The sequence below is a fragment of the Corynebacterium variabile genome, assembly GCF_006539825.1.
GTDB lineage: Bacteria > Actinomycetota > Actinomycetes > Mycobacteriales > Mycobacteriaceae > Corynebacterium > Corynebacterium variabile.
Genome location: NZ_BJNT01000028.1, coordinates 22,295 through 34,694, shown reverse-complemented (window position 1 = coordinate 34,694; position 12,400 = coordinate 22,295). Strand labels below are relative to the sequence as shown.

At 62.2% G+C, this 12,400-nt stretch carries 8 protein-coding genes; 2 read left to right on the top strand and 6 right to left on the bottom strand.

From position 1 onward, the window contains the following. The 6 genes from CVA01_RS13995 to CVA01_RS13970 all read right to left on the bottom strand — a co-directional run. Nucleotides 1–625 (bottom strand): metallophosphoesterase (locus tag CVA01_RS13995; RefSeq protein WP_141331607.1); only part of this gene is annotated, 625 nt, incomplete at its 3' end. 92 nt (nucleotides 626–717) lie between these two features. Further along, a complete protein-coding gene (locus tag CVA01_RS13990) occupies nucleotides 718–1,764 on the bottom strand; it encodes a hypothetical protein (RefSeq protein WP_141331605.1) in 1,047 nt (348 codons plus the stop codon). Between the two features lie 15 nt (nucleotides 1,765–1,779). Further along, nucleotides 1,780–2,211, bottom strand: a complete 432-nt coding sequence (locus CVA01_RS13985; RefSeq protein WP_141331603.1) for a hypothetical protein — start codon at nucleotides 2,209–2,211, stop codon at nucleotides 1,780–1,782. A 215-nt stretch (nucleotides 2,212–2,426) separates the two neighbouring features. Next, nucleotides 2,427–5,042, bottom strand: a complete 2,616-nt coding sequence (locus CVA01_RS13980) for a DEAD/DEAH box helicase family protein (RefSeq protein WP_141331601.1) — start codon at nucleotides 5,040–5,042, stop codon at nucleotides 2,427–2,429. Between the two features lie 4 nt (nucleotides 5,043–5,046). Then, nucleotides 5,047–7,071, bottom strand: coding sequence for a site-specific DNA-methyltransferase (locus CVA01_RS13975; RefSeq protein WP_141331599.1), 2,025 nt, complete (start codon nucleotides 7,069–7,071; stop codon nucleotides 5,047–5,049). Nucleotides 7,072–7,374: 303 nt separating this feature from the next. Further along, complete coding sequence (locus CVA01_RS13970) at nucleotides 7,375–8,265, bottom strand: hypothetical protein (protein ID WP_141331597.1); 891 nt, start codon at nucleotides 8,263–8,265, stop codon at nucleotides 7,375–7,377. 716 nt (nucleotides 8,266–8,981) lie between these two features. Between CVA01_RS13970 and CVA01_RS13965 the strand changes: the two genes are divergently transcribed. Beyond that, complete coding sequence (locus tag CVA01_RS13965; protein ID WP_141331595.1) at nucleotides 8,982–10,121, top strand: hypothetical protein; 1,140 nt, start codon at nucleotides 8,982–8,984, stop codon at nucleotides 10,119–10,121. Then, the gene (locus tag CVA01_RS13960; protein WP_174775649.1) at nucleotides 10,118–11,965 is read left to right on the top strand and encodes a hypothetical protein; all 1,848 of its coding nucleotides are present in this window, start codon (nucleotides 10,118–10,120) and stop codon (nucleotides 11,963–11,965) included. Before CVA01_RS13965 ends, CVA01_RS13960 begins: the two co-directional genes overlap by 4 nt. Nucleotides 11,966–12,400: the final 435 nt, after the last annotated feature.

Genomic DNA, 12,400 nt, shown 5'->3' with positions numbered 1-12,400 from the left:
GAACGTGGACGGCCGGGTGCACAGCCGCGAGGATCCGGTCGATGCGGGCACGGTCGGCCTGGCTGAGAGGGTCAGCGGCCTTGTCCCGGGCGTGTGCACTGCCTGCGGCCAGGGCAGTGAACGCTGCTGACCCGGTCTCGTGGGTGACGAGGATGTCCACCGGGCTGGGAGTAGTGCCGACGGCGGTGATAGCGCAATCGACCTGGGCGTCGGTGATGTGCTCGGTGGGGAACCAGTCCACGCTCTCGGTGCGCCACTTCCGGTCGGTGGAGGTCGCCCCGCCGAGGAACAGCATGTCGATCCCGGCGATGGTGGTGCGTAGCCCGCGGGGCATGTGGGTGATGGAGCGGGTCAGGGCGGTGGGGTCGGTGGCGTCGGGGTTCAGGAGGGAGAAGTCCTCGTGGTTGCCGTCGATGATCCGGTAGTCGATGCCTGGGACGCGTTCGTCGAGGATGAGTTGCAGGAGTTCGAGGTCGGCGGGGTGATGGAAGCCGAAGTCGCCGGTCTGGATGATTGTCGCCGCGCCGACGGACACGGCGAGGTCAAGGGTCTGCTCGAAGGCGTTGGGCTTGCCGTGGAGGTCGCCGATGAAGGCGATGCGGTTCGGGTCCGGGGCGGCGCTCATGGGCCGAGGGTGAGGGACATGACAGGCCGTTGGCTAGAGCATGTGTCCAGTTCTGCGCTGGTCAGAGTGGGCTCTACGCGGATCGCTTTCCCTTAGGGAAGTACTGGCCTGAGCTGTTGATCGTCCAGGACGGAAAGTACATTCTCGGAGTTGCCGATCAGCTCAAGTATTCCGGCGGCATAAAGGGCCCACTCATTCGCGGTGCGCCCTTCAAGGCGCAGTGCAGAAATGAAATGTCTCCGCATATTGCATGGAACGTGAGTTGATAGTTTCGTACCTATCTTACGAGCTTCGTCAACTTTGGCACTTCTCATTTTATCTTCTGGCGTTTTTGGATCGCGCGCATGAATTAAATCCCAAAATGGATTTCCTGGTTCCCTCACCGGCTCTTTGTAGGTTGCCGACTGAATGGCGACAATCGCAGATTCTTGCCAAACTGTGCAATTTATCTTTGGCAAAGGTACCTCAATTCTCTGAATGGCAGCGATGGCGCTTCGTCGGAGGGCGAGTGAAATACTCCCTGGATCCTCGCGGGAATTGACATAGCGTGCTGTGTCGATCCCTTCGGGGCATGCGTCAGATAGTTTTACGTCGCCGAAAATTCCATTAAACTCGGCATCACACTTCTCTGCGGTCACGGCATCGTCTCTAAGTGTAACGCGGTAGAGATAGAAGGGCTTCCCAAAGGAGTCCTGCTCGTCAATTCGTCTGAGCATATTATGAATCGCTGATTCGTAAGTGCCTACATGAAGGGCAACGGATTTTGCATCTTCAATAAATTGATTAAACGATTCTCCACCCAGGGTGTTCCTTAGGTTTTCTATGAACCAAACCGGTTTATCGAATGTGGGGTCAAACTTAGCTTGTGGCCAGTCTGGAATTGTACTGGTATGATACCATGTAAAACGATTGACATTCTCCGGATCGAGAATTGGAGCGTACGGGTCCGCGGTCACCCGAGGGGATTCTTCATCCTTGCAAGTGATTCCACAGGCCGGGCAAGATTCCTCTACTTGTTCCAGTGCTTCAAGTATTTCCAGGTTGGCGGTGAAAATATGTCCACACTGATGGCACAACATGTATCTGTCTCTGAAGAAGTTGATGGGGCGCTCGTTATTGGGGTAAGTGTGCGTCGTCATATTCTTCTGCCCCCGTCACGCCGACTTCAGGATGATGGGGAAGCGGTGCCACTTTCGCTGGTGGTCTTCGTTGCCGTTGGTAACTAGAGCTGTCGGGTCCATCTGCCAGTGCAGGTGGTCGGAGGGGAGCTTCCTGCTTAAGTGGCGCCAGAGGGGAATGTATCGGATGGTCATATCGAAAGTCTGTCCAGGTGCGAGGTGCTGGCTGCGCTCCAGAACCGTCGAGACCCTTGGGCGAAGAAGAATGCCGTGATTCCCTCCGCGTGGGCTGCGCTCGGAGACGACTGATCCCTCACACATCATCCACGTTCCGCCGATCACGGCAGGGCGGAGTCGGTTGTTGATGATGGTTACGGTGCTATCTGGTCCGGCGGTGGCCTCGAACGGCGGTTTGTCCATGATCCGGAAGATGGCCAGCACCAGTGCCACAATGAGGCCGGAGCTCACGCCGCCGAAGATGGCTACGAGATAGTCGTGCAATGTTTTCCCTGGGATCTCTCGTATCGAACCCGTTGTCGATACTGTTGGTACAGATTCTAGTCGACGGGCGGACCGTGACTGACCTGAACTCGACAGCCTGTTCGAGTTATCGACGTGTGCAACCACAAGACAGAACAACGACCCTCACCGGTGATGGTGAGGGTCGTTGTCCGATACGGGGACTACGACCAGACCGGGGCCGTCCTGCCGAGCAGCCCCTGCCATGAGTCCACAGCCTCGATGTCCGTCTCCGAAGCCAGGACATAGCCCCACTGCTGCGGGAAACGGTCGTCACCGGTGATCTCACGCATCACAGCTTCGGCGACCCGACGTTTCTCCTGGACCTCGGTGTCGTCGATCTTCGACGTTGCCTTCGCCTCGATGATCCAGTAGTTGCCGTCGTTGTCCCGGACCACGAAGTCGGGGTTGTAGTACCGGTCGCCGCCGGACCAGGCGAAACGTGCCTTGTCACCCGGGTACAGCCGCTTCCACCACTGGACCTCGGGATCGAAGTTCAGCATGTAGGCCAGCTTGTACTCCGCGCTCAGGGAGTCGAACTGAGCAGCGTTGAACAGGCTGTTGTTCTCCCACGGGCCGTAGTGGCCTTGCCTGGTAAACGTACCCAACAGGTCATCAGGCTCCACGACGGGGAGGAGCTCCACTCCGACCGGCAACGTGAACGAAGAGACCACAGGCAGCTTGACCGGACTGATCTCGGGCACCAGCCTCGTATTGCTTCCCACGAAATCCTTCTTCGCGGACTTAAGAAGCACCTGGATTTCTTTGCGAGCGCTTTCCAGGGCCTTTTCCGTCCACGGCTCACGACCGACCAATCCGAGGAACGGGATGAGGATCCGCGCGTTCAGGATCCTCATGTTCCTCTCGGTGGGCGTGAACGTACGGGTTCCGACAGCCTCCTGGGCAAGCACCCGGTTGACGAAGTCGTCGTCTACGACATCTGCACCACCTGTTGCGCGTGTGGTGGGGGCCAGACGGATCTTCCCGTCATTAGTCTCCACTTTCCGCCGGTCCAACTGCACTCCCTCGACCGATACCTTCGCCATGGCCTCTCGCACCTGGTCGTCGGTGACCGCCGACAGGGAGAAGGGGTCCACGTGGGTTCCCATGGTGGACGAAGGAAACAGGAATGTCGCGTCGGAGAACTTCTCGTTGATCTCGACGGTGACTGGTTCCGGAACTTCCTCCGGCTCTGGCACCTCCTCGCCATCATCGAGTTCGTTGATGCCAATGACAGACCGGGGCTCGACCGGCTGAATGGTTCCCGTCAAGGTCTTCCCGGGAACGTCACCGCCGGTGGCCGGCTGAGTGTCGTCAGGAGTGCTTCCCGTGCCGTCAGTCGGGCCGACAAACGGCACGGGGACGGTCTCGTTCGTACCCGGGGTCACTGGGACCTCGACCTCTACAGTCCCGCCTGTCATGTGGTCTCCGTCGCCGGCGGGAGCCGGCGCGGCGCCCTGCTCGATACCGAACACCTTCAGTGCGTCTTCGCTTTTAAGGTAATTCACGTAGGACTTGTGGGCGATGATGTCGAGCTGGTCGATGGTCTCCACGCCGGTGTATGCCTTGAACGGCAGTCGCAGGCCGCGGCCCATGGTCTGCTGGGTCAACACCTCAGAGGCCATGGCACGCAGCGAGACGATCACCGCAACGTTGCGGGCGTCCCAGCCCTCGCGCAGCTTGCCGACCGACACCACGGCCTCGACGGTGGAGTCCGGGGTGTCGATGGCGTCGAGCCGGCGGCGGGTGTCCTCGTCGTCATGTTGGGAGTCGACCTGCAGGACCCGCGTGCGATCACCGACGTAGCCGGGTCCTGAGAGAAGGGAGGCGACCTCGCTGGCGTGGTCGATGTCGGAGCAGGTCACCAGCATCACCGGGCGGACCGGAGTCACCGTGGGGTTGTTGCGGGTGTACTTCAGGTACTCCGCGGCCTTGGCCCGCAGCACGGCGAGACCGTCGCGCAGCTGGCGTTCTTCGGCGTCGGCGTATTCGGAGTAGTCGGTGGCCCGGCACACGATCACCGGGCGCTTGACGTAGCGGTCGGTGATCGCCTGGTACAGCGGGTACCGGAAGACGATGTCGTCGCCGGGCTCGGCGGATGCGGTCAGTCCGATGGTGACCGCCGGGTCCAGCTCCTTCAGCGCGGCGTTGAACGCCTTGGCGTCGCTGCCGTAGAGGTGGGACTCGTCGGCGATGATCACCAGGTCGTCGAGGGACTGGAGGTACTCGTAGACGTTGCCGTCGGTCTCGCTGAACCGGCGGACCTTCGCCCGCCGGGCCTCCATGGTGGTGCCGAGGGTGTCCTGGTCGGATTTCTTCGGCGCCAGGAGGTTCTGGACGTTGAAGACGAACACGTCAGAGCCGGTGAAGCTGTCCGGCAGGGTCTCCTGGCTCCGGTTCTCCGTGGCCCCTCGGGTGTTGTCAGGGGTATAGACCCGCGGCGGAACATCGAAGCCGCCGATGTACTTTCGGTTGTTGCGGGCGAAGTTGGCGACCGTCTTGGACTGGATCACCAGGCCTGGGGTGACGACCATGACGTTGTAGTGTCCGCACTGCCGCAGGTACTCAATCAGCGCACCCATGACGTAGGTCTTTCCCACGCCGGTAGCGAGGTTGAGCACCAGAGGATTCTGCGGGTCGAACTCGCCACCGGCAATGCGGGCGACGGTGGCATCCAAGGCAGCCCGGTTGGGATTACGCAGGTCGAACTGGGTGGCGACGGCGTTGACGAGACCTTCGTCATGGACCAGGTCGAGAGGCTTGTTGTGGGACTGGTTCATCAGATCAGGCCTCCTGGACGGTGTCGTCGGCGAGCAGGCCGGCGGCGGTGGTGGGGTGGAAAATGTCGTCGGGGATGTGGACCATTCGACAGCCGCGCTTGACCTGGCGCAGGTGACTGCGGATCGCCTCGTCGGGTTCGGTGGTGGCGATGGTGAGCAGTTCACCGTCGGCCAGCTCGGCGAGCAGTTCATCGACGCGGCTGGTCAGCAGAGTCCCCTCGACGACAACCAGGCGCATACAGCCTCGGATGCCGTGGAACACCGGGTCATCCGGGGTGTGGTGGAAGTTAAGGTTCGCGGCCACGGAGTTGATCAGGGTGTCGCCGGTTGCTGCGTCGGTGAGCAACGTGAGCCCGAGCGTCTCGTCGTAGTCGAAGCATTCCGGGGACAGACGTGCGACGGTGAATCCGCCACCGCCGCGCCAGTTGACGGTATCGGGAGTCTTCGTGGTCTTGGACAGTGCCTTCAGCGCCTTGACCTGGGGGCACTTTTTCAGGTCATCATCGTCGCGGACGAGCTTGTTGAGCAGGGAGGTGAACTTCTGGGCGTCCTCAGCACTCATGCCCTCGGGGAGGTCTGTGCCGGCGGCTGGGACCCGCTCTCCCTTGGACGTGGTGATGCCACCGTGGTCCTCGCCGCGGACGACTTTCTCCAGGCGGGGGCGGGTGAACTGGGTGAAGTTGTCCTCCTGCAGCTCACAGGTAACCCACCGGCGGCCCATCTTCTGGGCGACCGCCGCGGTGGTACCGGAGCCGGCGAAGACGTCGAGGACGATGTCACCGGGGTTGGTCGCGATGTGGAGGACGCGCTCCAACAGGCGCTCGGGCTTCGGAGTCTTGAAGGGGGTGACTCCGGGGAAGAGTTTAGTTTGCTCTTTCACTGCACCACGGTTGTGGCTCACATCCTCGTTGAACCAAATAGTTCGGGGAACTTGTCCCTTTACCGGGATGCGGGATTTGCGCATGGCGCGTCCCAGTCCGCCCTTGGTGAAGATGAGCCTGGGCATCGGCTCGCCTGAGTCTATAAGTCGGCGTGCCTTCTGACCTGCGATTTCCAGAGGCTCAGCCAACATGATCGCAGATACATTCTCTCGCACGGTCTCAGGTGGGATCCCGCAGACACGGGCTCGTGCTGCCGCGTCGTCGATGTCCCGGAGTTCGTAGTGCGCCCAACCTTGCATGTGCGACAACATCGCGTCCTGGGATTCAGCCCAGCACCGGCCCATTGACGGGTACATAAGATCACCAGTGATCGGGTGCTCGATGGCATAGACCATGCCTTGGTGAGTCGCTGCATTGGGGCCGCAAGGGTTGTCTGCCGCCCATGCCCCCTCAGGATCGTTGTCCGGGTTCGAGAAACGGGCGTTCATATCTGCGGAGCGTGGAAGCCGGTTGACCTCAAACGCGAGGGATTTCCGATAAACCATGATCGTGTCGTGATCCGATGAGAAGAGCGCCGCATCATTGCGTGGTCCGTCGACCTTCTGCCAGATCACTTCAGCCACGAAGTTCTCCGGTCCGAACACTTCGTCGAGCAGCACGCGCATGCGGTGGTTTTCCACGTCATCCAGGTGCACCCAGATTGAGCCATCGGCGGACAGTAGCGTGTGCATGTGCTGCAGACGGTCGCGCATCATCGTCAGCCAGACGGAGTGCTGCAGATTGTCCTCGTAGTTGGTGAAGGCCTGCGCAGTGTTGAACGGCGGGTCGATGTAGATGCACTTGATCTGGCCGGCGTACTTGTCGGCGAGTTCCGGGACACGGGTCAGTGCCTCCAGGACGTCGCCAGACTCACCGAGGATGAGCAGGTTGTCGTCGGTGGGCGCGAGGTCCGCCAACTCGGAGTAGGTGACGCCGTCCTCCTTCGGCGTCTGGGAGCCGACAACATGGTCGGAGATCTCCAGGGTGTGGGTCTCGCAGTACCGAGGATCAGAGGGGGAGACCCAGCGGTAGCCGTACTTGCCGGTCTCGGTGGGGATCAGCGCCAGGTCCTTGTTGGACCAGGTCAGCTGCAGAAGCTGGTTGGTCATTGCGCTCGCTTCACATCAGTGTGGGTTGGTGGAGGATACGAGAAGCAAGTGTATCGGGTGGCCGGACGCTAACCTGGCCGGTTACGTGGTGATGAGGACATGCCGTTCTATGTGTTCGACTATGGGGGTGGGTCGGGGGCGTGCCTGATTCTGCGCAGCGGGTCTCCGCGCCGAAACGGTCCCCACGATGGCGTCAGCGTGCCATACTCGATGCCAGCCGCCGTCCCCCATGGTGGCCAGACCCCGGGTTGAGCCCGGTCGTGCATCCCCCCCAGCGCGACCAGTTGGTTCCCCGGGGTCGATTTATATGCCCATGTCGATGTTCACGAGTCTGCCGTTCCACGGCGTGCGCTGAGGGAGATGGTCGCGGAACAACTCAATGGTCCTCCGCACACAGGTTTCAACCACCTCCATGCGCTGGTCGAGACGTGCCTCGGCTCCGAACCCCGGCACAGCCTGCTCGACCCAGGAAGGAATGTCAGGTTGCACGGTGAAGCTGACTGAGAGGTCGGTGTCCACCAGCGGAGCATACGGTCGCCGGGGAAACGCCACGAGCTCCAGCGGCTTCTGATCGGTGACGAACACTCTGTCGGGGTCGCACATCCTCTGGCAGGGCTGGAACTTCACCGGGTTGGCATGGGCCTGGAGATCAACGACCCGCCACTCGAACAGGTGGTGACGCCGATGACGGTCCAGCCGGGCAAGTTCATTGAGCCACCACAGGGCGTGGCCCTTGGCGCCGGTTTTCACGTGGTACGGCTGGGTGTTCTCGATGCCGGTCCTGGTCCACTCGTCCAACCCCGTCAGGGCGCGTTTCGATTTTTCACTGAACGACGTAGCGTCGGCGATGATCGGATACTGGCGGGCGCCGGCTGCGGTCGGTGGATTCTTCTGCGTGTCTTCGACAGCCAGTTCGTAAAGAATAGAGTCGAGGGCGGCGCGGAGGTTGTACAGCCACTCACCGAAGATCACGGAGACCTCGACAGGGAAGGGGGCGGTGGCCTGCACGGTGCTCCGGACCATGTCGGGACGGATGTCGAAGTCCTTCACCAGCGGGTGTGTTTCGATGTGGGCTGCTGCGGTTGCCCACAGTTCTTCTCGGTGGGTGACGGCGCGATCAACGCGTGCCAGGGCGGTGGTGAAGTCTGCTGACGGCATGTTGTTGATCATAGGGCGGCGGGCGGGAGTCTTCATTCATATGCAAACGTATGAGTGATTAAGGTGATGAATGTATCGCTGCGGGCGGGTCTCGCGTCCCCGAGGGGCACGCCGGACGGGAATCGCTTTCGGTTGCTGCGGTTCGGGGGTCATGTTCGCCATTCTCCATTGTGGTTACTGTCACGCTGTCCTCGCGAATACGTCTCTGACCTGGGGAAATATGTTGTAATTTCCATTTCTGTCGGGCAATATGAGGTTCGTGCCACACGGCACACCGATGGCAGATCCAGTGACTTCGAGAGGCGAGGAGGGCGACCACTATGAGCGACAGCGCTCCTTACGGCCGCCCCCGAGCCGACCTACCGGAGGCCGGGACTGCACGGATCCAGCTGACCTTGTCGGCGTCGATGGTGCGGAGGATGTACGACCAAGCCAACGCCGAGCGTCGAGCATTGTCGAGCATCGCGGGAGAGGCGTTGACCATGTACTACGACAAGTACCCTCCCGAGACCTGGAGACACATCGAGTAATCCCTTACCCGTACATGCGAAAACGGGCCCCGGTTGCAGCCGGGACCCGTTTCTCTAAGACCAAGGCCGTTGAAGTTTAGGACCTACGGCGACCTTGGCACTGACCCTTGAAGGAGTCAACATGTCTATCTTGACATGCCCGAATGCGCCGGGCAACCCTGCGCAGAAGCAGACGCTTATCCCACACGCCTGTACCCCGTCGACCGTGGTGGTGAGCCACTGATGGGCCGGCACAAGGCGATGACCGCAGCGGGAGATCCGCAGGATCCGCACCAGAACGCGGCCAAGAGCACCAGTGCCGACCGTGCCGGCCTTGCCGACCAGCAGTTCACGTCTCGCGCCGGTGATCCCGCTCGGACCAACCAGCCGCGGTTCACGACCCGAGGCCTGAGCTCCGAGCAGCAGGAGAGGTACGAACGACTGCGCACTCTCACCATCCGGGAGCAGGCAGGCCCTCTGCGTGACGAGGCAGTGAACGCATCAGCCAGGGTGTGGGTCCACACGCCCGTTCACATCCCTGCGGTGGATGCCAAGGAGTGCCAGATCCTTGCGCGGTTCCTGTACTCCGATGCTCTGCCCTACCAGTATGTCGACGTCGACCGGGCTTGTACCCGTGCCAACTCCGACCGGTGGTTGGAGTCCACGACTGCGGGTCTGGGGTTGCGGAGCCGCCGGACCTACCAGGCGGTGTTGTACAGCGCTGGGAGGGTGGTCCATCCCCGGGAGTTTCCCGCACAACGGGCTGTGATCTCCCCGCGCTCGAAGGGTGCCCCAGCAGCAAAACCCGGGACCGCAGAGGCGATGTACGCCATCACTCCGGGATTGCCGGATCCGTTGCGCGTGCCGACGCTGCTGGTTCTTGATCTGGCCAGTGGGGCAGGACTGCGTCCGGCCGAGATCCGTGAGGTCACCGGGGATGATGTCCAGGTCATCGACCGGCCCGGTGGTCACCAGCTGGTGACTGTGCGTGTGCGCCGGCGGGGAAAGGTCGACCGTGTCGTTCCTGTCATCCACCCGGCCAAGGCCCGCCGTATCCTCGACCGGGCCGGCCAGGTCGGATCCCGACCGATGATTGGTCTGACCCGTGATGGGCATGTGGAGCACAACGCGGTCAACCGAGTATCTGAGCGCCTGGTGCGTATGGGTTTCCCGAAGCTCAACGCTGCGGCCCTGCGCCACCGGTACCTGCTCGACGTCGCGGTGCACCCGGGAATTCCGGCGGCGGCGATGCTGTCCCTGTTCGGGGTGTGCGACATGCGGGTACTGGTCGACCGTGTCGAACAGCTGCCCCGTTACTCGGCGGAGGAACTCGCCGACCTGCTTGACGGTGACCAGGACCAGCTTGCCGGAGGTGTGCGATGATCAGCACGAAGCAACAGGCGTACCTGATCACCCGGGAGAACTTCGAGACCTGTCGTGAACTGGTCGTCGCCTCTGGCGCGGTGGAGATGATCGAGAGCGTCGGTGCCAAGACCCGGGGTGCCGGAGGCCGGAATGCCGCCGGCTGGCGCTACACCGTCTCCGCTGTGCTGGTGGTCGCCTTGGCGATTCTGCGGATTGGGCGGGTGCCGTCGATGGCGGAGGTCCACCGCGGTATCGCCACGCTCACCGACGATCAGTTGGCGGAGGTTGGCATGTTCCCGGCGCCGCCCGACGTCGCACCGGAAGATTACGGGGCTTTCTCGAACTGGCTGACCCGCATGTTGTCACCTCTCGATCCGGGTCCAGATCTGCCGGCACGGCGGGTGAAAAACCGAGAACACCGACGCACACTTGCCGCACGCACCGATGAACAGCGTCACGCCGCTGAGGTCGCACGACGTCGACTCCTTGACGTCGTCAACGCCCTCATCGCCGCCTCGGTCGGGAAGATCCTCCCGGACGAGTACGCCGGTGACCTGCTGGCCGATGAGACGATCATCGATCTGGCCGGGCAGTCTGCGGGTCTGGGAAGCCGGGACTCGAAGTGCCGGGGCGCAGCGTACGCCGGGGGCTACTACGGTCGGGACAACTCGGACAACAGTGTGCTGGACAATCCCGGCAAGGCTCGACAGTTGCGCAAAACCGCGTTCGGCATCGGAGTCACCGCCGTGAGCCGGATCGGTGGACCCAACGCCCTGTACTCGATTCCGCCGGTCATCACCGGAGTATCGATCCACACGCCGACCTCAGGATCTGTGGCAGGGCTGGCTGAGGCGATGGCCTATCACAAGGCCGGCGGCTTCGATCCGCGTAAAGAGGCCTCGGCTTCCTCCAGGACGCGGGTGCCGTTTCTGACAGTGGACATGGGCTACAACGTCAAGGACGGGTTCGTCGATCTGCTTCTCGACCAGGGTTACGCACCGGTGGGTCGGTACCCGTCATCCTGGAACCTGATCTGGGGCTCGGAAGGCCCGGCGCACACTGTCAAGGGCGTTCCTGCCGGTCCGGTGCAGGTCAGTGGTGAGTTCTACTGTCCGGCGGTCCGTGGTCTGCTGGCGAAGATGGGCGTGGGTGGCAAGGGCAACCTGCTGTTCCGGACCACCGAGCTGCTGGACGCGAGCAATCGGGCAGGCGACGGTGATCCTTCGGCGTTCGCTGTCCAGGATGCGCGGATCGCCGCGGTCTTCCCGTACCTGATGGGTGTGAACTCGCGGCCGTACCAGATCCAGGATCATCCGGGCAGGCCATCGAAGGCCGCGAAGACGGGGGCTGGCAGTTCCGGTGCCACGCAGGTCACGCAGCAGCTGGTGTGCCCTGCCGTGCAGGGCCGGGTCAGTTGTCCGCTCAAGCCAGCATCACAGGTGGATCCGGCGCTGGGAACTCCTGTGGTTCAGCCGGACTGGCCGGCATCGCGGTACCGGTGTTGCTCACATTCGGTGGTGAGTGTTCCGTTCTCTGATCAGCAGAAAAAGCGTGCTCAGTGGGGTCTTGTGCCGGGGTCGTGGGAGCACGGGATCTACCTGGAGGCGGCGCGGTCGGCGACCGAGCAGCGGTTCAGTGTGATGAAGAACCAGCACGTCACCGGCATCGAGCATCTGAAGTGGGCCCCACGGCGGGCACCGATGCTTTACCTGATCATCGGGCTGTGGGTAGCTGCGACGAACCTGGCGATCAGGCAGGCCCATGCCGCTCGACCGCCGAAGCCGTCGACGACGGTGCGCAGGCTGAAGGAGGTGGAAGCGGATCTGGGGCATCCGCCGACGCGGATCCCACCGCGGACCTGATCGAAGGACGTGGGGAAGTGACCCGGTGAGACCCGGTGGTGTCTGTGGATACCGCCGGGTTTCACCTTGTCTCTGGGTGTCTTGGTGGTGCAGAAACGCTCTGGAGTTCTGACGGGCGAATGTGGGGACAGGCGCTCTCAGTGGTCGGAGTCGGCGGAGCCGGGCGGCATCGTTCCGAGAAAGTGCGGCCCCTGGCGTCGGTCTGAGGGGACATGCCGGTGGTGTTGTGAAGCTCGCTCGGGAGAGGCGAAACTCTCTGGAACTTCTTCCTCGGTGGTCTGGAACCGGTGATCGGAAACCTGCCGTGACCTGCAATCGTGAACCGCTCACAGCGAGCGGTTCACGAACTGAACCGGCCGGAGGTCACAAACTCGAAAGGGTTTGTGACCTCCGGTTTTTCGTTGTTTGGGGGAGGGGTGGTGCGAGAACTGACAG